Here is a 24,628-nt window from a genome sequence, read left to right as displayed (position 1 = left end):
TATTGCGGCCAATGGCCAAACCGATGGGGTTAGACGGCAGCCTCGAACTTGCGGGGCTCGCCGTCGGCTTCAAGGTGCGGTGCGGCTTTCAGGCCCGCTCGACTTCGACGAGACAGTCGTAAAACGTCGCCGAACCGCCGAGATCGGTCAGTGCCTGGCTCGTCAACTGGTTGGCGTTGCGGCCGTCCGGCGCGAGCTTCTTCCACCAGATCGACAACCCGACGACCAGGCCTTCGCGCGCGCGGTCCGTCACGCGGGCCCGCGCCTGCATCGAGCCGCGGTCGTTGAAGATGCGCACCTGATCGCCGTCGCCGATGCCGCGCGCGTGCGCGTCGGCAGGGTGGATGTCAAGATGCGGCTCGCCTTCCGTCGCGCGCAGACTCTCGATGTTCACGAAGGTGCTGTTCAGGAAGTTGCGCGCGGGAGGCGAAATCATCGCGAGCGGATAGCGGGCCGCCAGTTCGGGCGAGCCGTCGGCCGATTCGTAGGGTGGCAGATAGTCCGGCAGCGGGTCGAGGCCCTGTTGCGCAAGGCGCTCGCTGTAGAACTCGCACTTGCCGGATGGCGTGCGAAAACCGCCGTCGGCAAATGGCGCGTCGGGCAGATCGAGACGGGCCCAGCCGGCTTGCTTCAGCATCGGCCAGTCGACACCGTCCAGTGTCTTGTCTTCCCAGCGAAATGCGGCTTGCGCGACGGCTTCGTCGCTGTCGAAGAGTGACGGTTCCGTCAAGCCCATGTGGCGCGCGAGGCCGCGGAAGATCTCGGTATTCGGGCGTGAGTCGCCAAACGGCGCGATGGCGGGCAGGTTGACCATCACGTGCGTGTGGCCGTATGACTTGTGCACGTCGAGATGTTCGAGCTGCGTCGTGGCGGGCAACAGCAGGTCGGCGTAATCCGCGGTGTCGGTCTGGAAATGCTCGAGCACGATCGTGAACAGATCCTCGCGCGCAAAGCCAGCCGCGACGCGTTCGGAGTCCGGCGCGACCGCGACCGGATTCGAGTTGTAGACGACGATCGCCTCGACCTTGGGACCGAACGTCGCGTCGCCCGGATGTAGCAGCGCATCGCCGATCGCATTCATATTGATCACGCGGCTCGGCTTCGACGGCCAGCCCGGCATCAGGTCGGGACGCTGCAATGCGTGCGAGTCGACCGGCGCCCAACCGCTCGACGACAACAGCGCCCCGCCCGCGCGCTCGCGCCATGCGCCGGTCAGCGAAGGCAAACACGCGATCGCGCGCACTGCATTGCCGCCGCCGCGCACCCGCTGCAGACCGTAGTTCAAGCGGATCGCGGCTTTCTTCGTGCCGGCGTAAAGTCGCGCAAGCTCGGCGATTTCCCCCTCTTTAACGCCACAAATTTCGCTAACGCGTGACAGTGGATAGCTGAGCGCGCGCAGCTTCAAGGCAGCGAAGCCCAGCGTGTGCGCGGCGATGTACTCGTGGTCGAGCAGATCCTCGGTGATCAGCACGTTCATGATGCCTAGCGCGAGAGCCGCGTCGGTTCCGGGCTTCAGCGCGATGTGCTGATGGCATTTCTCCGCGGTCAGCGAGCGATACGGATCGATCGCGATCAGCCGGGCGCCGCGACGCTTGGCTTCCTGCGCGCGCGTCCAGAAATGCAGATTCGATGCGATCGGATTGGCGCCCCAAATCAGGATCACTTCGCTTTCGGCGAAAAACTCGGTGTGCATACCGACGCCGGCGCCATACGTGTATTTGAGGCCAGCTGCGCCGGCGGCCGCACAAATCGTTCGATCCAACTGCGATGCGCCGAGCTTGTGGAAGAAGCGTTGCGCGATGCTATCGCCCTGCACCAAGCCCATCGTGCCAGCGTAGCTGTAAGGCAGAATCGCTTCCGGCGCGCGACGGGCAATTTCGCCGAGGCGGTTTGCGGCAAAGTCCAATGCTTCGTCCCAACTGACCGGCGCGAAGCGGCCCTCGCCCTTGCGGCCGAGACGCTTCATTGGCGTCGTCAATCGGTTCGGATGGTATACACGCTCCGCGTAGCGGCTGACCTTCGTACACAGCACGCCCTGAGTCGGCGGATGGTCGGGATCCCCGGCGACCTTGATCGCGCGTCCGTTGTCGACGGTCACGCGCATCGCGCAGGTGTCGGGGCAATCGTGCGGGCACACGGCGCGCGCGAATTCGGTCGGGGCGTTCATCGGCAAGGCGTCCTGGCGAGCAGTAGGCGATCGGGCAAAATGGAATTTTATTACGTCAATGGGCCGCCGACCCGGGTGGTGCCGCCAAAAATGCCTTCGGCGTAGAATGAATTATCCGCAGTGCCCGGGCCGACGCGGTCCGCGGCGATCTCATGCTCGTCGAGCACAAACGCATAATCACTCCATCATGAAACTCATCCCCGAAATTCAGGCCGCTCGCGGTGAAATCCAGACCCTTCGACGAACCATCCATGCCCACCCGGAACTGCGCTACGAAGAGACGGCGACCGCTGATCTCGTCGCGCGTTCGCTTGAGTCCTGGGGCATCGAGACCCACCGTGGTTTGGGCAAGACGGGCGTGGTCGGCGTATTGAAGCGCGGGAACGGCTCACGCGCGATTGGTTTGCGCGCCGACATGGATGCGCTGCCGATTCAGGAGCTCAACAGCTTCGATCATCGTTCGACGAACGACGGCAAGATGCACGCGTGCGGGCATGACGGACATACTGCGATGCTGCTCGGTGCCGCACGCTACCTGGCCAAACATGGTGATTTCGACGGCACGATCGTGTTCATTTTCCAGCCGGCCGAAGAGGGAGGCGCGGGCGCGAAGGCGATGATCGACGACGGCCTGTTCACCCAATTCCCCGTGGACGCCGTGTTCGGCATTCACAACTGGCCGGGCATGCCGGCGGGCCACTTCGGCGTGACCGAAGGCCCCATCATGGCGTCGAGCAATGAATTCCGCATCGAAATCAAGGGCGTCGGCTCGCATGCGGCACTACCTCACAATGGCCGCGACCCGGTCTTTACGGCAGTGCAAATTGCCAGCGGACTGCAAAGCATCATCACGCGCAACAAAAAGCCGCTGGACACCGCGGTACTGTCGATTACGCAAATACATGCCGGCGATGCGGTCAATGTCGTGCCGAACGACGCCTGGATCGCGGGAACGGTGCGGACTTTCACTACAGAAACGCTCGACCTGATCGAGTCACGGATGCGCAAGATCGCGCAGAGTACAGCCGAAGCATACGATTGCTCCGTTCAGATCCAGTTCCACCGGAACTATCCGCCGACGATCAACAGCAGCGAGGAAGCGCGTTTTGCGGCGTCGGTCATGAAAGAGATCGTTGGCGCGGAAAATGTCGATGACGCAGTTGAACCGACGATGGGCGCCGAGGATTTCTCGTTCATGCTGCTGGCGAAACCGGGCTGCTATGCGTTTTTGGGCAACGGCGATGGCGGCCACCGTGAAGCCGGCCACGGCGCGGGCCCTTGCATGCTGCACAACGCGAGTTATGACTTTAACGACGAGCTATTGCCGGTGGGGTCGACGTATTGGGTTCGACTGGCGCAAAAGTTTCTGGCTCAGGGTAAGTAGAGGGTTGAGACGCATTGAGGCGGGTGGAGGGTTTCGCTTACTTCAGTGCTGTTTGTTAATTTCGACGCGTAAACGCAAAAACCCCACCGCTGCGGGTGGGGTTTCTGGCTTTTGGGGGAGCCTGACGATTACCTACTTTCACACGGGCAATCCGCACTATCATCGGCGTGGAGTCGTTTCACGGTCCTGTTCGGGATGGGAAGGGGTGGGACCGACTCGCTATGGTCATCAGGCATGACGGGTTGCTGCGTCGCAGTCGGGTTGGGGTCAACCCGGCGCCACAGCCAATCGGGAAGAAGCGTAAAGGATTCGTGTTTTGGGGTTGTGTTGTTTCTGGCACAACACCGATCTCAAACTGCATGTCTTCATCCCCTTCGGGGATCGGACACCCGTAAGCGCTGAAGCGCTAACGGTTGTCGAGACACACCTGTTATAGGATCAAGCCTTACGGGCAATTAGTATCAGTTAGCTCAGTACATTACTGTACGTGCACACCTGACCTATCAACGTCCTGGTCTTGAACGACCCTTCAAGGGGCTCGAAGCCCCGGGGATATCTCATCTTAAGGCGAGTTTCCCGCTTAGATGCTTTCAGCGGTTATCTCTTCCGAACATAGCTACCCGGCGATGCCACTGGCGTGACAACCGGTACACCAGAGGTTCGTCCACTCCGGTCCTCTCGTACTAGGAGCAGCCCCCTTCAAATATCCAGCGCCCACGGCAGATAGGGACCAAACTGTCTCACGACGTTTTAAACCCAGCTCACGTACCTCTTTAAATGGCGAACAGCCATACCCTTGGGACCGGCTACAGCCCCAGGATGAGATGAGCCGACATCGAGGTGCCAAACACCGCCGTCGATATGAACTCTTGGGCGGTATCAGCCTGTTATCCCCAGAGTACCTTTTATCCGTTGAGCGATGGCCCTTCCATACAGAACCACCGGATCACTATGACCTGCTTTCGCACCTGTTCGACTTGTCAGTCTCACAGTCAAGCACGCTTATGCCATTGCACTATCAGCACGATTTCCGACCGTACCTAGCGTACCTTCGTACTCCTCCGTTACACTTTGGGAGGAGACCGCCCCAGTCAAACTGCCTACCATGCACTGTCCCCGATCCGGATCACGGACCAAGGTTAGAACCTCAAACAGATCAGGGTGGTATTTCAAGGACGGCTCCACGCAAACTGGCGTTCACGCTTCACAGCCTCCCACCTATCCTACACAGACCGGTTCAAAGTCCAATGCAAAGCTACAGTAAAGGTTCATGGGGTCTTTCCGTCTAGCCGCGGGGAGATTGCATCATCACAAACACTTCAACTTCGCTGAGTCTCGGGAGGAGACAGTGTGGCCATCGTTACGCCATTCGTGCAGGTCGGAACTTACCCGACAAGGAATTTCGCTACCTTAGGACCGTTATAGTTACGGCCGCCGTTTACCGGGACTTCAATCAGGAGCTTGCACCCCATCATTTAATCTTCCGGCACCGGGCAGGCGTCACACCCTATACGTCCACTTTCGTGTTTGCAGAGTGCTGTGTTTTTATTAAACAGTCGCAGCCACCAGTTTATTGCAACCCCTTCACCCTCCTGGCGCAGGCCAGTCAAGCTACCAGGGCGTACCTTATCCCGAAGTTACGGTACCAATTTGCCGAGTTCCTTCTCCCGAGTTCTCTCAAGCGCCTTAGAATACTCATCTCGCCCACCTGTGTCGGTTTGCGGTACGGTCACTGTGAAACTGAAGCTTAGAGGCTTTTCCTGGAACCCCTTCCAGTTGCTTCGCTTCCGAAGAAGCTCGCGCCACACCCTTGAGTCCTGTGCCCGGATTTGCCAGGGCACCCTCTCCAATGCAGCGACCGGGACTTCCAACACCCGGACAACCTTCCGCGATCCGTCCCCCCATCGCATTTCACAATGGTGCAGAAATATTAATCTGCTTCCCATCAGCTACGCATTTCTGCCTCGCCTTAGGGGCCGACTCACCCTACGCCGATGAACGTTGCGTAGGAAACCTTGGGCTTACGGCGAGGGGGCCTTTCACCCCCTTTATCGCTACTCATGTCAGCATTCGCACTTCCGATACCTCCAGCACACTTTCCAGTGCACCTTCGCAGGCTTACGGAACGCTCTCCTACCATGCACATAAATGTGCATCCGCAGCTTCGGTATATGGCTTAGCCCCGTTACATCTTCCGCGCAGGACGACTCGATCAGTGAGCTATTACGCTTTCTTTAAAGGGTGGCTGCTTCTAAGCCAACCTCCTGACTGTTTTAGCCTTCCCACTTCGTTTCCCACTTAGCCATATTTGGGGACCTTAGCTGGCGGTCTGGGTTGTTTCCCTCTTGACACCGGACGTTAGCACCCGATGTCTGTCTCCCGTGATTGCACTCTTCGGTATTCGGAGTTTGCTATGGCGTAGTAATCCGCAATGGACCCCACAACCATGACAGTGCTCTACCCCCGAAGGTGATACACGAGGCACTACCTAAATAGTTTTCGGAGAGAACCAGCTATTTCCAGGTTTGTTTAGCCTTTCACCCCTATCCACAGCTCATCCCCTAACTTTTCAACGTTAGTGGGTTCGGTCCTCCAGCACGTGTTACCGTGCCTTCAACCTGGCCATGGATAGATCACCTGGTTTCGGGTCTACACCCAGCGACTGGACGCCCTGTTCGGACTCGCTTTCGCTACGCCTGCCCTAATCGGTTAAGCTCGCCACTGAATGTAAGTCGCTGACCCATTATACAAAAGGTACGCCGTCACCCCTTCGCAGAGGCTCCGACTGTTTGTATGCATGCGGTTTCAGGATCTGTTTCACTCCCCTCCCGGGGTTCTTTTCGCCTTTCCCTCACGGTACTGGTTCACTATCGGTCGATCACGAGTATTTAGCCTTGGAGGATGGTCCCCCCATCTTCAGACAGGATTTCACGTGTCCCGCCCTACTTCTCGTACACCCAGTTCTTTCCCGCTGTTTTCGTCTACAGGGCTATCACCTGCTATGGCCGCACTTTCCAGAGCGTTCGACTAACAATGAGAATAAAGAGTACAGGCTCATCCCATTTCGCTCGCCACTACTTTGGGAATCTCGGTTGATTTCTTTTCCTGCGGTTACTTAGATGTTTCAGTTCACCGCGTTCGCTTCACGTAGCCTATGGATTCAGCTACGGATACTCCATTAGGAGTGGGTTTCCCCATTCGGACATCTCCGGATCAAAGCTCGTTTGCCAGCTCCCCGGAGCTTTTCGCAGGCTACCGCGTCCTTCATCGCCTGTGATCGCCAAGGCATCCACCACATGCACTTGTTCGCTTGACCCTATAACGGGTGTGTCTCAATGATTGCTCACCGCAGATCACATGCCGCTACAGGTTGAGTATTCGTGTTGCGCCGTATTCCAAAGGCAATCTCTCGATTCCCTTAAAATACATCGATACAATCACAACCCTGATTCACCTACTCGCATACCCATCTCCAGGTACGCTTTCGTGAATCTCTTTACTACTTCTTCCTGATTGTTAAAGAACGACAGCCGATATCACGATTGAATCGTGTACCGCTCTGACTGGCTCAATCGCCAATGCGCAACGCTCTGCCTTCAGGCAGAACCCTGCGCATTGAGGATTGGTGGAGGATGACGGGATCGAACCGACGACCCCCTGCTTGCAAAGCAGGTGCTCTCCCAGCTGAGCTAATCCCCCGGTCATACCCGACTCAAGGGTGTCCCAGTCAGCACCAGCAGACAAAGATGGTGGGTCTGGATGGATTCGAACCATCGACCCCCGCCTTATCAAGACGGTGCTCTAACCGACTGAGCTACAGACCCCTGAGTCTGTCTGCGTTGCTTCTCTAAACCACAGCCGATAAGCGTGAGCACTTGAATGCACTGAATGCATAGCTCTGGAAAGGAGGTGATCCAGCCGCACCTTCCGATACGGCTACCTTGTTACGACTTCACCCCAGTCATGAATCCTACCGTGGTGACCGTCCTCCTTGCGGTTAGACTAGCCACTTCTGGTAAAACCCACTCCCATGGTGTGACGGGCGGTGTGTACAAGACCCGGGAACGTATTCACCGCGGCATGCTGATCCGCGATTACTAGCGATTCCAGCTTCACGCACTCGAGTTGCAGAGTGCGATCCGGACTACGATCGGTTTTCTGGGATTGGCTCCACCTCGCGGCTTGGCAACCCTCTGTTCCGACCATTGTATGACGTGTGAAGCCCTACCCATAAGGGCCATGAGGACTTGACGTCATCCCCACCTTCCTCCGGTTTGTCACCGGCAGTCTCCCTGGAGTGCTCTTGCGTAGCAACTAGGGACAAGGGTTGCGCTCGTTGCGGGACTTAACCCAACATCTCACGACACGAGCTGACGACAGCCATGCAGCACCTGTGTGATGGCTCCCTTTCGGGCACTCCCGGCTCTCACCAGGATTCCATCCATGTCAAGGGTAGGTAAGGTTTTTCGCGTTGCATCGAATTAATCCACATCATCCACCGCTTGTGCGGGTCCCCGTCAATTCCTTTGAGTTTTAATCTTGCGACCGTACTCCCCAGGCGGTCAACTTCACGCGTTAGCTACGTTACCAAGCCAATGAAGGCCCGACAACCAGTTGACATCGTTTAGGGCGTGGACTACCAGGGTATCTAATCCTGTTTGCTCCCCACGCTTTCGTGCATGAGCGTCAGTATTGGCCCAGGGGGCTGCCTTCGCCATCGGTGTTCCTCCACATCTCTACGCATTTCACTGCTACACGTGGAATTCCACCCCCCTCTGCCATACTCCAGCGCTGCAGTCACCAATGCAGTTCCCAGGTTAAGCCCGGGGATTTCACATCGGTCTTACAGCACCGCCTGCGCACGCTTTACGCCCAGTAATTCCGATTAACGCTCGCACCCTACGTATTACCGCGGCTGCTGGCACGTAGTTAGCCGGTGCTTATTCTTCCGGTACCGTCATCCCTCACGGATATTAGCCACGAGGTTTTCTTTCCGGACAAAAGTGCTTTACAACCCGAAGGCCTTCTTCACACACGCGGCATTGCTGGATCAGGCTTGCGCCCATTGTCCAAAATTCCCCACTGCTGCCTCCCGTAGGAGTCTGGGCCGTGTCTCAGTCCCAGTGTGGCTGGTCGTCCTCTCAGACCAGCTACAGATCGTCGGCTTGGTAGGCCTTTACCCCACCAACTACCTAATCTGCCATCGGCCGCCCCTTGAGCGCGAGGTCCCGAAAGATCCCCCGCTTTCCTCCACAGAGCGTATGCGGTATTAATCCGGCTTTCGCCGGGCTATCCCCCACTCCAGGACACGTTCCGATGTATTACTCACCCGTTCGCCACTCGCCACCAGACCGAAGTCCGTGCTGCCGTTCGACTTGCATGTGTAAGGCATGCCGCCAGCGTTCAATCTGAGCCAGGATCAAACTCTTCAGTTCAAACCTGTTACTGTTTTCGGTTCCGCAGTTTCCTGCTGACGAACCGGTCGCTCACTCAACGTACTGACGATGATCCATCCGTCTTTCGACAGATAAACCTTCCTCTAATACTGTGTGAGGCTTCTGATACTTTTGCCTTGCAGCAGATTCATACGAACCCGCCGCCGCATTCCGCATCAAGCGCCCACACTTATCGGCTGTTAGTTTTTAAAGATCGATCCGCCCAACCCGCAACGCCGGAACTACCACCACCCGGCACTGCTTCGTTTGCGTCGCTGCGTCTGCAGCAGAGAAACGAGATTATGGAGAACTTTCACCGGATCGTCAACAGGTTTTTATCACTTGCTTAACCTGCCCACGCCGCTGAAGCCCTCGCCAACAAAGGCTTCCCGCCTCTCCGCGCTCCGGCGTCCGGAGCACGAAAGAGCGGAATTCTAGTCGCCGCCATTGCGACTTGCAAGCGATATTTTGACAAGCGTATTAACGGTGCTTGAAAACCGGTTTGCGCTTCTCTACGAACGCGGCCATGCCCTCCTTCTGGTCTTCGGTAGCGAAGAGCGAATGGAACAGCCGGCGCTCGAAATGCACACCCTCCGCCAGCGTCGTTTCATAGGCTCGATTGACCGATTCCTTGACCATCAGCACCGCCGGCAGCGGGAATTCCGCAATGGTGGCAGCCGCGCCAACCGCTTCGTCAAGCAGCGATGCCGCCGGGATCACGCGCGAAACCAGTCCGGCGCTCTCCGCTTCGGCGGCATCCATGAAACGGGCGGTCAAACAAAGGTCCATCGCCTTCGCTTTTGACACCGCCCGCGGCAAACGCTGCGTGCCGCCCGCGCCCGGCATGATCCCGAGCTTGATTTCCGGCTGACCGAACTTCGCCGTGTCGGCGGCGAAAATGATGTCACACATCATCGCGAGTTCGCAGCCGCCGCCGAGCGCGAAGCCCGCCACCGCGGCAATGATCGGCTTACGGATCGAGCGAACCGTTTCCCAGTTGCGCGTGATGTAGTCACCCTTGTAGACATCCATATAGGTGTACGACGCCATCATGCCGATATCCGCGCCGGCCGCGAACGCCTTCTCGCTGCCCGTTACGACGATTGCGCCAATCGACTCGTCGCCGTCGAATTCGCGCAACGCAGCGCCCAGTTCGTCCATCAGCGCGTCGTTCAGTGCATTTAGAGCCTTCGGACGATTGAGAGTAATCAGTCCGACCCGTCCCCGCGTTTCAACCAGAATGTTTTCGTAAGCCATGCCGCCTCCATAAGGGTTAATCGCACGCGAAAAACGCTTCGCGCATCGTTCGTAGTGATGCTACCATTCCCCAACCAACCGGTCGGTCAATTATTTGACAGGTTTTCTCCCAACGTACAGCCGAGCCCCTTTGCCATGACACATCCGCTATTCACCAAGCACGAAGACACGCTGCACAAAGCGCTCGCCGCGCTCGAAACGCGCGGCTACTGGAGCCCATTCTCCGAGATGCCCAGTCCGAAAGTGTACGGGGAAACAGCCAACGCGGACGGCGAAGCCGCGTTCAAGGCGCACCTGGACAAGACGTTCGAACTAGACCAACCGTCGACGGGAGAGACCGTCGGCGCCGAAGTCTCGCCATTCGGCTTCCCGCTCGGCGTGCGTTACCCGAAAGCCGATCCGGGCGCGCTTATCGCCGCATCCACGGCGGCGCAACGCGAGTGGCGCGCGGCCGGCCCGCAGGCATGGATCGGCGTTAGCCTCGAAATCCTCGCGCGTCTGAATCGCGCCAGTTTCGAACTCGGCTACAGCGTGATGCACACGACCGGCCAGGCGTTCATGATGGCCTTCCAGGCAGGCGGTCCGCACGCACAGGATCGCGCGCTCGAAGCGGTCGCGTATGCCTGGGATCAACTGCGCCGCATTCCCGCCGACGCGCATTGGGAAAAACCGCAAGGCAAAAACCCGCCGCTCGCGATGCACAAGCGCTACACCGTCGTGCCGCGCGGCATAGGCCTCGTGCTCGGCTGCTGCACGTTCCCGACGTGGAACGGCTATCCCGGCCTGTTCGCCGATCTGGCCACCGGCAACACGGTAATCGTCAAGCCGCATCCGGGCGCAATCCTTCCGCTCGCGCTGACCGTGCGCATCGCGCGAGACGTGTTGCGCGAAGCGGGTTTCGATCCGAACGTCGTCACGCTGCTGGCCACCGACCCGAACGACGGCGCCCTCGTCCAGCAACTCGCACAGCGCCCTGAGATCAAGCTGATCGACTTCACGGGCAGCACCCAGAATGGCACCTGGCTCGAGCGCAACGCACACCAGGCGCAGGTCTACACGGAGAAAGCCGGCGTCAACCAGATCGTTATCGACTCGGTCGACGACATCAAGGCGGCCGCCCGCAACATCGCGTTCTCGCTGGCGCTGTACTCGGGCCAGATGTGCACCGCGCCGCAAAACATCTATGTACCGCGGGGCGGCATTCGCACCGCAGAAGGCACGTTCAGCTTCGACGAGGTCGCCCACGCGCTTGCCGGTGCGGTGCAAAAGCTCGTCGCCGATCCGGCCCGCGCAGTCGAACTGCTTGGCGCGATTCAGAACGAAGGTGTCGTGCAGCGCATCGACGAAGCCGCCAAACTTGGCCGCGTCCTCGTCGCGAGCCAGACGCTCGAGCATCCGGCCTTTTCGGGCGCTCGCGTGCGCACGCCGCTCGTACTGCAACTCGACGCCGCGACCGATTACGCCCAGTTCACGAAAGAATGGTTCGGGCCGATCTCGTTCGTCATCGCTACGGATTCGACCGCACAGTCGCTCGACCTCGCTGGCGACATTGCCGCCGACCACGGTGCGCTGACGCTGGCGGTCTACAGCACGGACGACGCGGTGCTCGAAGCGGCGCACGAAGCGTCGATTCGCGGCGGTGTCGCGCTGTCGATCAACCTGACCGGCGGTGTGTTCGTCAACCAGTCCGCGGCATTTTCGGACTTCCACGGCACCGGCGCAAACCCGGCCGCCAATGCCGCGCTGGCCGATGCCGCTTTCGTCGCGAACCGCTTCCGTGTCGTTCAAAGCCGTATTCATGTTGAACCGAAAGCGGCGCCGGCGGTAGCTGGCTGAACGGCATAAGACACGGCTTCAACGCTACGCACGACTCCGTCCTATGCCGTTCGGCAGATGGACCGGGTCGTGCGCTCTGACTAACATCAGACATCGGGTCGGCCTCACGCGCCGACCTTGGCCGAGCCACCGTGCCATCGTCCAAAGAGAGTTTGAGGAGACACCCCATGTCATACGAAGCGATCCGGCTGGACATCGACTCATCGAGCCACGTCGCCACCATCACGCTGAACCGCCCGGACAAGCTCAACAGCTTCACGCGCGCGATGCATCAGGAACTCGGCGCGGCGCTGGACCAGGTCGAAAACTCCGGCGCCCGTGCGCTCGTGTTCACTGGCGCCGGGCGCGGCTTCTGCGCCGGCCAGGATCTCGCCGACCTCGATTTCACGCCCGGCGCGATGACCGACCTCGGCGCCGTGATCGATGAATACTTCAATCCGCTGATCCGCCGTCTGCAGGCGCTGCCGTTTCCGGTGATCGCGGCGGTCAACGGCACGGCCGCCGGCGCGGGCGCCAATCTGGCGTTCGCGTGCGACCTGGTGCTCGCGGCTCGCTCCGCGAGTTTCATCCAGGCATTCGTGAAGATCGGCCTCGTGCCGGATTCGGGCGGCACGTGGTTCCTGCCGCAGCGCGTTGGCATGGCCCGCGCGCTCGGCCTCGCAATCACCGGCGACAAGCTCAGCGCCGAAAAAGCCGAAAGCTGGGGCTTGATCTGGCAAGTGCTCGACGACGCCGAACTGGCGCCGGCAGCGACAAAACTCGCGGCCCAGCTCGCCCAGCAACCGACGCGCGCGATCGCCGCGATCAAGCAGGCGATGCGTGCGGGCACGACGCAAACGCTCGACCAGCAACTCGATCTCGAGCGCGATCTGCAGCGCGAACTAGGCGCCTCGCATGATTATGCGGAAGGCGTGCAGGCATTTATCGAAAAACGCGCGCCGCGCTTCGAGGGACGTTGAGATGCCCACACAAACCACCTCGCCCGACCAAATGACGGCAGACGAACTCGCCCGCGCGACGGCCGCCGCGATGTACGAAAACGACGCCTGCAGTCGCGCGCTCGGGCTCGAGATTCTCGAAGTGCGCCCCGGCTATGCGCGGCTGCGCATGGCGGTGCGCGACGACTTCCTGAACGGGCATCAGATCTGCCACGGCGGCCTGATCTTCACACTCGCCGATTCGACCTTCGCGTTCGCCTGTAACACCTACAACATCAACACAGTCGCCGCCGGCTGCTCGATAGAGTATCTGCGGCCGGTCCACGGCGGCGACGTGCTGAGCGCCGAAGCGGTCGAACAGACATTGAGCGGGCGCACTGGAATCTACGATATTCGCGTGACGAATCGCGCCGGCGAGACTGTCGCAATGTTTCGCGGCAAGTCGGCGCAAATCAAGGGTAACCTGATTCCCACCGGCGACTAACGATTGGCGGCGGCCAGCCAGAACCGCCCACGCGGGCAATTGTCCGCGTGGCGCTCTGGCGCCAATGCGTCACATATCAGACCCAGATACTGAGGCAGCAAGGAGACATTCGATGAGCACCGCTCTTCCGCTCGATCCGATCGAGACCGCCAGCCGCGACGAGCTCGCCGCGCTCCAACTTGAACGGCTCAAATGGTCGCTCACCCATGCGTATGAAAATTCGCCGGTGTATCGGCGCAAGTTCGACGAAGCCGGCGTCCATCCAGGCGATGTCAAGTCGCTCGCGGATCTCGCTCGGTTTCCGTTCACGACGAAAAAGGATTTGCGCGACAACTACCCGTTCGGAATGTTCGCCGTGCCCCAAGAGCAGATTTCGCGAATCCATGCGTCGTCTGGAACGACCGGCAAGCCGACTGTCGTCGGCTATACGGCGCGCGACATCGACACGTGGGCGAATCTCGTCGCCCGTTCGGTACGCGCCGCCGGCGCGAAGCGCGGCGACAAGGTGCACGTGAGCTACGGCTACGGCCTCTTCACGGGCGGCCTCGGCGCGCATTACGGCGCCGAGCGCGCGGGGCTCACCGTGATTCCGTTCGGCGGTGGCCAGACCGAAAAGCAGGTGCAGCTGATCCAGGATTTCCGCCCCGACATCATCATGGTGACGCCGAGCTACATGCTGTCGATCGCCGACGAATTCGAACGCCAGGGTATCGACCCGGCCAGCTGCTCATTGCGCATCGGCATCTTTGGCGCTGAGCCGTGGACCAACGACATGCGCGAGGCGATCGAAAAACGTATGGGCATCGACGCGGTCGACATCTACGGTCTTTCCGAAGTGATGGGCCCGGGCGTCGCCTCGGAGTGCGTCGAAACCAAAGACGGTCCGACGATCTGGGAAGACCATTTCTATCCCGAGATCATCGACCCCGAAACGGGCGAGGTGCTCCCCGATGGCGAACTCGGCGAACTCGTGTTCACGTCGCTGACGAAAGAAGCGCTGCCGATCATCCGCTACCGCACGCGCGATCTCACGCGCCTGCTGCCGGGCACCGCCCGCACGATGCGGCGTATGGAAAAGATCACGGGCCGCTCGGACGACATGATGATCGTGCGCGGTGTCAACGTGTTCCCGACCCAGATCGAAGAACTATTGCTCAAGCAGCGCGCGCTGGCGCCGCACTATCAGATTGTGCTGACGAAGGAAGGGCCACTCGATGTGTTGACACTGAACGTCGAACCGTGCCCCGAAAGCGCGCCGGATACCGCGGCGCTAACCGCGGCGAAAAACGCGCTGGCTTACGACATCAAGGCGCTGATTGGCGTGAGCGCGGTGGTGAACGTGCTGCCGGTGAATGGAATCGAGCGCTCGGTGGGCAAGGCGCGGCGCGTGATAGACAAGCGCAAGTCGGGCCTCTAAGTCGGGCAAGATGCAACGGGCAACGACGCGCAGCGTACGAGCCAAACGAAAAACGGCGTCACGCACGGATTCTGATCCACACGTGACGCCGATTTCAACGACATCTATTTAAGGCTTCGCGGTAGCCTCAAACCCGCCTTGCGAAAACTGCTGCTACTCAAACGGCAGTCACGCTTCCCTCTCCGCCGCACCGCCTCACGAATTCGGCAGCAGCAACCACATCCGGCCGCCCTGCTTCATCTTGCCAGCCAGATCGCCGGCATCGTCGCCGAGGCCCCAGAAGTAGTCGGCGCGCACGCCGCCTTTGATCGCGGTACCAGTATCCTGCGCGAACACGAGACGGTTCATTGGCGAATTCGTCAGCGGCCGCGTGGTCTGCAGGAAAACCGGCGTGCCGAGCGGAATCGCGCTCGGATCGACCGCAATCGAGCGCTCCGGCGTCAACGGCACGCCGAGCGCGCCGATTGGACCGTCCGCGCCGCCGCTCGGCACACTTTCCGCCGACGGCATCTCGCGGAAAAACACGAAGCGCGGATTGCTGTCGAGCAGGCCATCGACGCGCGTCGGATTCGCGCGGGCCCATGCCTTGATGCCCTGCATCGTCGCCTGCGCCGGCGTGATCTCGCCATGATCGAGGAGCCAGCGCCCGATCGACTTGTACGGCTGATTGTTGGTCCCGCCAAAGCCGACGCGCATCACACTGCCGTCTTCCATCACGATGCGCCCGGAGCCTTGCACCTGCAGAAAGAACGCTTCGATCGGATCGTCGACCCACACGAGTTCGTTGCCGCTGAGCGCGCCCGAGCGTTCGAGCTGGGCGCGCGCCGGCAACGGCGCCCCCGCGCGATAGCCGGCGGGCCAGCGGTACAGCGCGGTCTGATACACGCCGTGCCGCGCGCGCGAGCCCCGCAGCAGGGGCTCGTAGTAACCGGTGACCAGACCGTCGAGCGTGCCGTCGCTATTCGCGAGCTGGAACGGCGTGAAGTAGGCTTCGAAGAAGGCGCGCGCGCTGGTGAGGTCGAGATCGTCGATTTGCGCGGCCGCCGCGCACGCACGCGACCAGTCCGGCTGACGCGCGAGCCTCGTGCAGTTTTGCCGCAATGCGGCGGTCGCGCCGATCAGCGAGTCGTCCTGCCAGCCCGGCACCTGTTGCCATGCAACCGCGGTCAGGCGCGCCGACGCGATCTGGCCGGGGATGATCGCCGCACCGCTCGGCGGTGAAGGCCGGATCGCGCCGCCGCCACCGCAGGAGGCAAGCAACACTGCAACCGACAACGCTCCGAGCCACGCGCCGGCCCTGCGGACAAAACGCATACAATGTTCGTTCTTGATGGAAACCGCCATGTCTGATCTGTTCGACGAATACCCGATGCTCATCTTCGCGCTGGAATCGCTGGTCGCGCTATTCCTGCTCGTCTTTATCGTTGTGTGGACGTCGTCCGGCAAGAAAAAAGCGCGACGTGCCAGCTCGGCGGAACGGTCCCAACAGCAAAAGCCGCATTGACCTTGACCTGCGGGCTGCACGCAGAACCGCGCAACCCCTCGTGCATCAAGCGCTCGGCCGAGCGCTCATCCAACCTGCCACTCAACTGCCCGCTGCGTCGCGCGCCCACACGAACTCATTAATGACCGCGCAGGACCGCGCCGGTTCAATGCAACGTTCGCGGCATGCGCAATACGAACTCCGGCACCGGCGCCTCGAAGCGCTCGCCATCCTCCGCCACGCAGAAATAATCGCCGCGCATCGTGCCGACCGGCGTCGCGATCACTGCCCAACTCGTGTATTCGAAATGCTCGCCCGGTTTGAGCAGCGGCTGATGACCGACCACGCCCAAGCCTTTGACTTCCTGCACGGTGTTTTCGCTGTCGGTGATGATCCAGTGACGCGCGATCAACTGTGCAGGCACCTGGCCGGTGTTACGGATGGTCAGCGTGTAGGCAAAGGCGTACTGGCGACGCTCCGGGTCCGATTCTTCGGGCAGGTATTGCACCTGCGCCGACACGCTGAATTCGTACTGGCTCATCCTGATTCCGATCTGATCAAACGGGCTGTGAAAAATCGTGGAAGGCCCCGAACGCCAATGGTCTGCGGGTGCAACGGCGATGCGGCGCTCATGGAGTGGCATTCTGCTTGATGCGCGGCATGGCCGCAACCAGACAAGCCTTTCGGCCAGGAGTGTCTAACACGTTGGGACACGGCTGCTTGCCGCGCCGCCTTTCGATGCCACTATTGCGCCGACACTCTGCGCCGTTTCATCGCGCGATTCCGCCACGCCAATCGCGGCCAGCGCGCCGGTCCGCACGCGCAAAAACGGTAAAATGGCGCTTTCCCGCTTGCATCCGCCCCCCGTCATGACGCAATTTCGCATCGCCCCCAGCATTCTCTCCGCCGATTTCGCCCGTCTGGGTGAAGAGGTCCGCAACGTCGTCGCTGCCGGCGCCGACTGGATCCACTTCGACGTGATGGACAACCACTACGTGCCGAACCTGACTATCGGCCCACTCGTTTGCGAAGCGATCCGCCCGCACGTCGACGTGCCGATCGACGTGCACCTGATGGTGCGCCCGGTCGACCGCATCGTGCCGGACTTCGCGAAAGCCGGCGCGAACCTGATCAGTTTTCACCCGGAAGCGTCGGATCACATCGACCGCACGCTGTCGCTGATCCGCGATCACGGCTGCAAGGCCGGCCTCGTGTTCAATCCGGCGACGTCGCTGAACTATCTCGATCATGTGATGGACAAGGTCGACCTCGTGCTGATCATGTCGGTGAATCCGGGCTTTGGCGGCCAGTCGTTCATCCCCGAGGCGCTCAACAAGCTGCGCGAAGCGCGCAAGCGCATCGACGCGTACAGCGAGCGCACCGGCCGAGAGATCCATCTCGAAGTGGACGGCGGCGTGAAGGTCGACAACATCGCGCAAATCGCGGCGGCCGGCGCGGACACGTTCGTGGCCGGCTCGGCGATCTTCGGCCAGCCCGATCACAAGGTCGTGATCGACAAGATGCGCGCCGCCCTCGCCACTGTCCAGCGCTGACCTGACGATGACTGTTCCCTACCCCGCCCCGTCCTTTGCCGGCCCGCGCCTCGAAGCCGCGATCATCGACCTCGACGGCACGATGATCGACACCGCCGACGACTTCACCGCCGGCCTGAACGGCATGCTCGCTCAGCTCGACGCGGACGAAACGACGCGCGAGGAAGTGGTCGGCTATGTCGGCAAGGGTTCGGAGCATCTGATCCGCAGCGTGCTCGCCCCGCGCTTCGAAACCGAACACGCGCAAGAGCGCTTCGACGAAGCGCTCGCGATCTATCAGGCCGAGTACGCGAAGATCAACGGCGTGCACACGCGGCTTTATCCGGACGTCGAAGCCGGTCTGCGCGCGCTGCGCGACGCGGGCCTGAAGCTCGCCTGCGTGACCAACAAGCCGCACCGCTTCGCGCTCGAATTGCTGCAGCAATACGGACTCGCGCAGTATTTCAGCGTCGTGCTCGGCGGCGACAGTCTCGCGAAAAAGAAACCGGACCCGCTGCCGATGCTGACCGCCGCCGCTCAACTCGGCGTCGAACCGAGCGCCACGGTCGCAATCGGCGACTCGGAAAACGACGCGCTGGCGGGCCGCGCGGCCGGTATGGCGACACTGACGGTGCCCTACGGCTACAACCACGGCCAAGCTATACAAACAATAAAATCCGATGGTATAGTTGCCTCGCTGCTCGACGCCGCCAAGGCGATCGCAGCGCACCAATCCACGACTTAACAGTCCTTCATCCTCATGTTTCTGAATAAAAAACGGAGTCTGATTAGCATCGACCGGGGAGCCTGGCCCTGGCGTCGCTGGTCGCGCTAACCTCGCCTGAGATACGCTGAAGCTTGTCTTCGGCAACCGTTTTTTACTTCGCTGCGCTTACGCGCCTTTTCCATCGTTTTGTATTTGCGCTGCTGCATCGGCTGATTGGGCCTGCGCGTACCCGCAAGGTACGGTCGCTCACCCGCACCGCTCGCACGCGCCGATGGAAGACCCGCGCCGGTCGGTATCATCGTGTCGAGAACGTCGACCCACGCCCTGACCGGAGGCGCTTCGCCCCGCTTTGCCCGACGCTTGCTGCCGCCGGACCACCGTACAGGATCGGAACATGACCGAACTCGAATTCCAGTCCCTCGCCAACGAGGGTTTCAACCGCATCCCGCTGATCGCCGAAGCGCTCGCCGACCTCGAAACGCCGCTGTCGCTGTACCTGAAGCTCGCGCAGACCGAGCGCAACGGCGCAAACTCGTTTCTGCTGGAATCTGTGGTCGGCGGCGAACGCTTCGGGCGTTATTCGTTCATCGGGCTGCCGGCGCGCACTCTCGTGCGCACGCGCAACGGCGTGTCGGAAGTGGTGCGCGACGGCAAGGTCGTCGAAACGCGCGACGGCGATCCGCTCGCCTTCATCCAGCAGTTCCAGGCGCGCTTCAAGGTCGCGCAACGCCCGGGGCTGCCGCGCTTCACGGGCGGTCTCGCCGGCTACTTCGGCTATGACGCGGTGCGCTACATCGAGAAGAAGCTCGCGCACAGCGCGCCGAAAGACGATCTGAACCTGCCCGACATTCAGTTGCTGCTGACCGAGGAAGTCGCCGTCATCGACAACCTCGCGGGCAAGCTCTATCTGGTGGTCTACGCGGACCCGACCCAGGCCGAGGCCTATACGAAAGCGAAGCACCGTCTGCGCGAACTGCGCCAGCGGCTGCGCGTCACGGTCGAGCCGCCCGTCGTGTCGGCTAGTGTGCGCACCGAGATCTACCGCGAGTTCGCGAAAGACGATTACCTGGCCGCCGTGCGCAAGGCCAAGGAATACATCGCCGCCGGCGAACTGATGCAGGTGCAGGTCGGCCAGCGCCTGACCAAGCCGTACCGCGACAATCCACTGTCGCTGTATCGCGCGCTGCGCTCGCTGAATCCGTCGCCGTATATGTATTACTACAACTTTGGCGACTTCCACGTGGTCGGCGCGTCGCCGGAAATCCTGGTGCGTCAGGAAAAGCGCGGCGAGGACCGTATCGTCACGATCCGCCCGCTCGCTGGCACGCGTCCCCGCGGCAACACGCCCGAGCGCGACGCCGCGCTCGCGACCGAACTGCTGAACGACCCGAAGGAAATTGCCGAACACGTGATGCTGATCGACCTCGCGCGCAACGACGTCGGCCGCATCGCGCAGATCGGCTCGGTCGTCGTGACCGACAAGATGGTGATCGAAAAATACTCGCACGTGCAGCACATCGTCAGCTCGGTCGAAGGCAAGCTCAAGAACGACATGACCAATTTCGACGTGCTGCGCGCCACCTTCCCGGCCGGCACGCTGTCGGGCGCGCCGAAGGTCCGCGCGATGGAGCTGATCGACGAGCTCGAACCCATCAAGCGCGGCCTCTACGGCGGGGCGGTTGGTTATCTGTCGTTCACCGGCGAGATGGATCTGGCCATCACGATCCGCACCGGCGTGATCGCGAACGGCAATTTGTATGTGCAGGCGGCCGCGGGCGTGGTCGCCGATTCGGTGCCGGAATCCGAATGGCAAGAGACCGAGAACAAGGCGCGCGCGGTGCTGCGCGCTGCCGAGCAGGTCCAGGACGGCCTCGATAGCGACTTCTGACCGGAGACACACCATGCTGCTCATGATCGACAACTACGACTCGTTCACCTACAACCTGGTGCAGTACTTCGGCGAACTCGGCGAAGACGTGCGCACCTACCGCAACGACGAAATCACGCTCGATGAAATCGCGAAGCTGAACCCCGAGCGCATCTGCCTGTCGCCCGGCCCGAGCAATCCGCAACACGCGGGCATCACGCTCGACGTGCTGCGCGAATTCTCCGGCAAGACGCCGATTCTCGGCGTGTGCCTCGGCCATCAGGCGATCGGCGAGGCGTTCGGCGGGCGCGTCGTGCGCGCGCAGACCATCATGCACGGCAAGGTCAGCACGATCGAAACCGACTGCAAGGGCGTGTTCGCCGACCTGCCGAAGCACTTCACGGTCACGCGCTACCATTCGCTCGCGATCGAACGCGAATCGCTGCCCGACTGCCTCGAAGTCTCGGCATGGACCGAAGACGGTGAAATCATGGGCGTGCGCCACAAGGAACTGGCCGTGGAAGGCGTGCAATTCCACCCGGAATCGATCCTTTCCGAACACGGCCACGCGCTGCTCGAAAACTTCGTCAAGCAGTCGAAGCTCGCCGTCGCCGGCAAGGCCCCGAACAACGCTGCGTCCCGCAATGCCTGACACAAAGAGAGACGAGATCATGTCCATTACGCCCCAGGACGCGTTGCAGCGGACCATCGAGCACCGCGAGATTTTCCACGACGAAATGCTGCACCTGATGCGCCTCATCATGCGCGGCGAACTCTCGCCCGTGATGTCGGCGGCGATCCTCACCGGCCTGCGCGTCAAAAAAGAGACCATCGGCGAAATCACTGCGGCTGCCACGGTGATGCGTGAATTTGCCCGGCACGTCGAAGTGCAGGACAACTCGAACTTCGTCGATATCGTCGGCACCGGCGGCGACGGCGCGCACACCTTCAACATTTCCACCGCGACGATGTTCGTGTCGGCCGCAGCCGGCGCGAAAGTCGCGAAGCACGGCAATCGCGGCGTGTCGAGCAAGTCCGGCAGCGCGGACGTGCTCGAAGCGCTCGGTGTCAACATCGATCTGCAGCCGGAGCAGGTCGCGGCATCGATCGCGGAAACGGGCATGGGCTTCATGTTCGCGCCGAACCATCATCCGGCGATGAAAAATGTCGCGCCGGTGCGCCGCGAACTAGGCGTACGCACGATCTTCAACATCCTCGGGCCGCTCACCAATCCAGCCGGCGCGCCGAATCAACTGATGGGCGTGTTCCACCCCGACCTCGTCGGCATTCAGGTACGCGTGATGCAGCGCCTCGGCGCGAGGCACGTGCTCGTCGTGTACGGGATGGACGGCATGGACGAAGTGTCGCTCGGCGGCGCGACGCTGGTCGGCGAGTTGCGCGACGGCGAAATCCGCGAGTACGAAATCCATCCGGAGGACTTCGGCATGCAGATGGTGTCGAATCGCACGCTGAAGGTGGCCGACGCGAACGAGTCGAAGGTCATGCTGCTCGACGCGCTCGACAACAAACCCGGCGTCGCGCGCGAGATCGTCACGCTGAACGCCGGCACCGCGCTCTATTCGGCGAACGTCGCGGCCACGATCGCGGACGGCATCGTGCTCGCGCGCGAAGCGATCGCGAGCGGCAAGGCGCGCGCGAAGGTCGACCAACTGGTGCGCTTCACCCAGCAATTCAAGCAGTAATCACGTAGCGAGACATTTATGAGCGACATTCTCGACCGCATCATCGCGGTCAAACGCGAAGAAATCCGGGCGGCCGAGCAGAGCGTGCCGCTCGAAGCATTGCGGCTCGAAGCGTCGTCGCGCGATCTGCGCGACTTCGTCGGCGCAATCCGCGCGAAGCACGCGGCCGGTCTCGCCGCGGTGATCTCCGAAGTGAAGAAGGCAAGCCCGTCGAAGGGCGTGCTGCGCGAGCACTTCGTGCCGGCCGACATCGCGCGTTCGTATGAAAAGCACGGCGCGGCGTGTCTGTCCGTGCTGACCGACGTGCAGTTCTTCCAGGGCAGCGTCGCCTATCTGCAGCAAGCGCGCGCCGCGTGCCAGTTGCCGGTGATCCGCAAGGACTTCATCGTCGATCCGTATCAGCTCGTCGAAGCGCGCGCGATGGGCGCCGACGCGATCCTGCTGATCGCCGCCGCGCTCGAAACCGCCGAGATGCAGGACCTCGAAGCGCTCGCGCATTCTCTCGGTCTCGCGGTGCTCGTCGAAGTGCACGACAGCGATGAACTCAAGGAAGCGCTGACGCTGAAGACGCCGCTGATCGGCATCAACAACCGCAATCTGCGCACCTTCGAGACCTCGCTCGACACGACGCTCGGCATGCTCGACGCGATTCCCGACGACCGCATCGTCGTGACCGAATCGGGCATCCTGTCGCGCGACGACGTCGAGCGCATGCGCGCGCGCAACGTGCATACGTTCCTCGTCGGCGAGGCGTTCATGCGCGCGGACGAGCCGGGCGTGGAGCTTGCGCGGATGTTTTTCTGAGCACCGCGCTCGCATAAGCAAGGACACGTACCATGAGCATGGAACGCGAAATCAAGCTGGCACTGCCGGCTTCGCAGGTGCAGGCGGCGACAGAGTGGTTCGCCGCGCGCGCCGGCAAGAAAGGACGCGCGATCAAGCTCGTGAACATTTACTTCGACACGCCGCAGTTGACGCTGGCGTCATCGAAGAGCGCGCTGCGTCTGCGTCAGACGCCGGACGGCTGGCTGCAGACCTTCAAGACGGTCGGCACGGCGACCAACGGCCTGCATAGCCGGCACGAATGGGAAATGCCGGTCGCCGGCGCGAAGCTCGAAATCGATTCGTTGCTGCGCGCCTGCGACGAACCCGCCGCCGCGGACGCTCTTAAACAGGCCGCGCCTGCGCTGATCGAGCTGTTCCACACCAATTTCACCCGCACGCTCTGGCTGCTCGACACCGACGGCGCTCAGATCGAGGCAGCGATCGATCAGGGCGACGTGCTCGCCGAAGTCGACGATCAAGCGCGCCGCGCGCCGATCTCGGAGATCGAACTCGAACTGAAGTCGGGCGACGAAGCGGCGCTTCACACGCTCGCCGCCGAACTCGGCGAACGGATTGCCGGCCTCGCGCCGGATGACATCAGCAAGGCGCAGCGCGGCTATCGGTTGCGCGCGGGGTAAGCGCGGGATGGGCGCGGAATGGCCGCGGGTTGACGAAACCCGCGGCACCTCATGCGCTCGCTCGCCGCAACTTGAGCTAGCCAGCGTTTGCTGCGACACTTCCCCGCCATGACCTCCGCTACCCGTACCCGCTCCAGTGCGCCGCAGGCGTCGTTGTTCGACCATGCCGCGCCAGCTCCCGCCGCAGCCTCGGCCGACACCACCTCCGCCGCTCCGCCCACGCTCGAAGCCCAATTCGCCGCGCTGCCGGCGGCTTGGCGTGCGCATTTGAAACCCTTCATCGACAGCGACACCTACGCGCCGCTGTGCCGCTTCGTCGACGGGGAGCGTGCTGCCGGCAAAACCATCTATCCGGCCGACGTGTTCCGCGCGCTGCGCCTGACGAGTCCCGACGAAGTGAAAGTCGTGATCCTCGGCCAGGACCCGTACCACGGCGAAGACCGCGGCACACCGCAGGCGCACGGTCTCGCGTTTTCGGTCGCGCCGCACGTGCGGCCGCCGCCGTCGTTGCGCAACATCTTCAAGGAAATCGGCGCGAGTCTCGGTCACGCAACGCCGCAGCACGGGTGCCTCGACAGCTGGGCCAGACAGGGCGTGCTGCTGCTGAACACGGTGCTGACCGTCGAGCGCGACAGCGCCGCGAGCCACGCGAAACGCGGCTGGGAAAAATGCACGGACACGCTGATCCACGAACTGGCGACACGGCATCAGGACCTCGTGTTCATGCTGTGGGGCGCGCATGCGCAGGCCAAGCGCGCGCTGCTCGGCGGCAAATCGCACTATGTGCTGGAGGCGCCGCATCCGTCGCCGTTGTCCGCGCATCGCGGCTTTCTCGGTTGCGGTCATTTCGCGAAGGCGAACGAATATCTAATGCAGCACGGCCGCGAGCCGATCGACTGGCGTCTGCCGGACGACGCGCAAATGCTTGCGTGACG

Annotated in this window: 18 protein-coding genes, 2 tRNA genes and 3 rRNA genes; 14 read left to right on the top strand and 9 right to left on the bottom strand. The window is 61.7% G+C overall.

Features of this window, described 5'->3' with window-relative positions; genetic code table 11:
• Positions 1-88 precede the first annotated feature (88 nt).
• Positions 89-2,167 (bottom strand): molybdopterin-containing oxidoreductase family protein, encoded by a 2,079-nt coding sequence (locus tag QFZ91_RS17030; RefSeq protein ID WP_429567876.1) that lies wholly within the window; start codon positions 2,165-2,167, stop codon positions 89-91.
• Positions 2,168-2,354: 187 nt separating this feature from the next.
• Between QFZ91_RS17030 and QFZ91_RS17025 the strand changes: the two genes are divergently transcribed.
• A complete protein-coding gene (locus QFZ91_RS17025; protein ID WP_176380959.1) occupies positions 2,355-3,551 on the top strand; it encodes a M20 aminoacylase family protein in 1,197 nt (398 codons plus the stop codon).
• 119 nt (positions 3,552-3,670) lie between these two features.
• Here the strand turns inward: QFZ91_RS17025 and rrf are convergent.
• The 6 genes from rrf to QFZ91_RS16995 form a co-directional block, all read right to left on the bottom strand.
• Positions 3,671-3,784 (bottom strand): 5S ribosomal RNA (gene rrf / locus QFZ91_RS17020).
• 201 nt (positions 3,785-3,985) lie between these two features.
• Positions 3,986-6,867: ribosomal RNA gene (locus QFZ91_RS17015) — 23S ribosomal RNA — on the bottom strand.
• A 307-nt stretch (positions 6,868-7,174) separates the two neighbouring features.
• Positions 7,175-7,250: transfer RNA gene (locus QFZ91_RS17010), tRNA-Ala, on the bottom strand.
• A gap of 48 nt (positions 7,251-7,298) precedes the next feature.
• Positions 7,299-7,375: transfer RNA gene (locus QFZ91_RS17005), tRNA-Ile, on the bottom strand.
• Between the two features lie 78 nt (positions 7,376-7,453).
• Positions 7,454-8,986: ribosomal RNA gene (locus QFZ91_RS17000) — 16S ribosomal RNA — on the bottom strand.
• Together the 16S, 23S and 5S rRNA genes with 2 tRNA genes alongside form the textbook arrangement of a ribosomal RNA operon.
• A gap of 480 nt (positions 8,987-9,466) precedes the next feature.
• Complete coding sequence (locus QFZ91_RS16995; protein WP_429567875.1) at positions 9,467-10,243, bottom strand: enoyl-CoA hydratase; 777 nt, start codon at positions 10,241-10,243, stop codon at positions 9,467-9,469.
• A 135-nt stretch (positions 10,244-10,378) separates the two neighbouring features.
• Here QFZ91_RS16995 and paaN point away from each other — a divergent pair, with 135 nt between their 5' ends.
• The 4 genes from paaN (at position 10,379) to paaK (ending at position 14,918) form a co-directional block, all read left to right on the top strand.
• Positions 10,379-12,079 (top strand): phenylacetic acid degradation protein PaaN, encoded by a 1,701-nt coding sequence (gene paaN / locus QFZ91_RS16990; protein ID WP_429567874.1) that lies wholly within the window; start codon positions 10,379-10,381, stop codon positions 12,077-12,079.
• A 167-nt stretch (positions 12,080-12,246) separates the two neighbouring features.
• Positions 12,247-13,038, top strand: coding sequence for a 2-(1,2-epoxy-1,2-dihydrophenyl)acetyl-CoA isomerase PaaG (gene paaG / locus QFZ91_RS16985; protein WP_429567873.1), 792 nt, complete (start codon positions 12,247-12,249; stop codon positions 13,036-13,038).
• A gap of 1 nt (position 13,039) precedes the next feature.
• The gene (paaI, locus tag QFZ91_RS16980) at positions 13,040-13,501 is read left to right on the top strand and encodes a hydroxyphenylacetyl-CoA thioesterase PaaI (protein ID WP_176110237.1); all 462 of its coding nucleotides are present in this window, start codon (positions 13,040-13,042) and stop codon (positions 13,499-13,501) included.
• Between the two features lie 112 nt (positions 13,502-13,613).
• Positions 13,614-14,918, top strand: a complete 1,305-nt coding sequence (gene paaK / locus QFZ91_RS16975; RefSeq protein ID WP_429567872.1) for a phenylacetate--CoA ligase PaaK — start codon at positions 13,614-13,616, stop codon at positions 14,916-14,918.
• A 195-nt stretch (positions 14,919-15,113) separates the two neighbouring features.
• Here paaK and mltA read toward each other — a convergent pair whose 3' ends face one another.
• Entirely contained in the window at positions 15,114-16,232 is a 1,119-nt protein-coding gene (gene mltA, locus QFZ91_RS16970; protein WP_429567871.1) for a murein transglycosylase A, read from the bottom strand.
• 28 nt (positions 16,233-16,260) lie between these two features.
• Here mltA and QFZ91_RS16965 point away from each other — a divergent pair, with 28 nt between their 5' ends.
• Positions 16,261-16,422 (top strand): hypothetical protein, encoded by a 162-nt coding sequence (locus QFZ91_RS16965; RefSeq protein ID WP_176124326.1) that lies wholly within the window; start codon positions 16,261-16,263, stop codon positions 16,420-16,422.
• 145 nt (positions 16,423-16,567) lie between these two features.
• On the opposite strand, the gene apaG is transcribed toward QFZ91_RS16965, so the two are convergent.
• The gene (gene apaG / locus QFZ91_RS16960) at positions 16,568-16,942 is read right to left on the bottom strand and encodes a Co2+/Mg2+ efflux protein ApaG (protein ID WP_176110233.1); all 375 of its coding nucleotides are present in this window, start codon (positions 16,940-16,942) and stop codon (positions 16,568-16,570) included.
• 328 nt (positions 16,943-17,270) lie between these two features.
• Here apaG and rpe point away from each other — a divergent pair, with 328 nt between their 5' ends.
• The 8 genes from rpe (at position 17,271) to QFZ91_RS16920 (ending at position 24,626) form a co-directional block, all read left to right on the top strand.
• Entirely contained in the window at positions 17,271-17,954 is a 684-nt protein-coding gene (gene rpe, locus QFZ91_RS16955; RefSeq protein ID WP_176381164.1) for a ribulose-phosphate 3-epimerase, read from the top strand.
• Between the two features lie 7 nt (positions 17,955-17,961).
• Positions 17,962-18,678 (top strand): phosphoglycolate phosphatase, encoded by a 717-nt coding sequence (locus QFZ91_RS16950; protein WP_429567870.1) that lies wholly within the window; start codon positions 17,962-17,964, stop codon positions 18,676-18,678.
• A 376-nt stretch (positions 18,679-19,054) separates the two neighbouring features.
• On the top strand, positions 19,055-20,548 hold the full coding sequence (gene trpE / locus QFZ91_RS16945) for an anthranilate synthase component I (RefSeq protein WP_429567869.1): 1,494 nt from the start codon (positions 19,055-19,057) through the stop codon (positions 20,546-20,548).
• A gap of 13 nt (positions 20,549-20,561) precedes the next feature.
• The gene (locus tag QFZ91_RS16940) at positions 20,562-21,179 is read left to right on the top strand and encodes an aminodeoxychorismate/anthranilate synthase component II (RefSeq protein WP_429567868.1); all 618 of its coding nucleotides are present in this window, start codon (positions 20,562-20,564) and stop codon (positions 21,177-21,179) included.
• A 19-nt stretch (positions 21,180-21,198) separates the two neighbouring features.
• A complete protein-coding gene (trpD, locus tag QFZ91_RS16935; protein ID WP_429567867.1) occupies positions 21,199-22,230 on the top strand; it encodes an anthranilate phosphoribosyltransferase in 1,032 nt (343 codons plus the stop codon).
• Between the two features lie 18 nt (positions 22,231-22,248).
• Positions 22,249-23,034 carry an indole-3-glycerol phosphate synthase TrpC gene (trpC, locus tag QFZ91_RS16930; protein ID WP_429567866.1) on the top strand — a complete coding sequence of 262 codons (786 nt, stop codon included), beginning with the start codon at positions 22,249-22,251 and terminating at the stop codon, positions 23,032-23,034.
• A gap of 32 nt (positions 23,035-23,066) precedes the next feature.
• A complete protein-coding gene (locus QFZ91_RS16925) occupies positions 23,067-23,693 on the top strand; it encodes a CYTH domain-containing protein (protein ID WP_429567865.1) in 627 nt (208 codons plus the stop codon).
• Between the two features lie 108 nt (positions 23,694-23,801).
• Positions 23,802-24,626, top strand: a complete 825-nt coding sequence (locus QFZ91_RS16920; RefSeq protein ID WP_429567864.1) for a uracil-DNA glycosylase — start codon at positions 23,802-23,804, stop codon at positions 24,624-24,626.
• Positions 24,627-24,628 lie beyond the last annotated feature (2 nt).

It is taken from the genome of Paraburkholderia sp. JPY419, from assembly GCF_050435705.1.
Lineage (GTDB): Bacteria > Pseudomonadota > Gammaproteobacteria > Burkholderiales > Burkholderiaceae > Paraburkholderia > Paraburkholderia youngii.
Note: the sequence above shows the minus strand (reverse complement) of the source record. Positions and strands in the feature narration are given on the sequence as shown.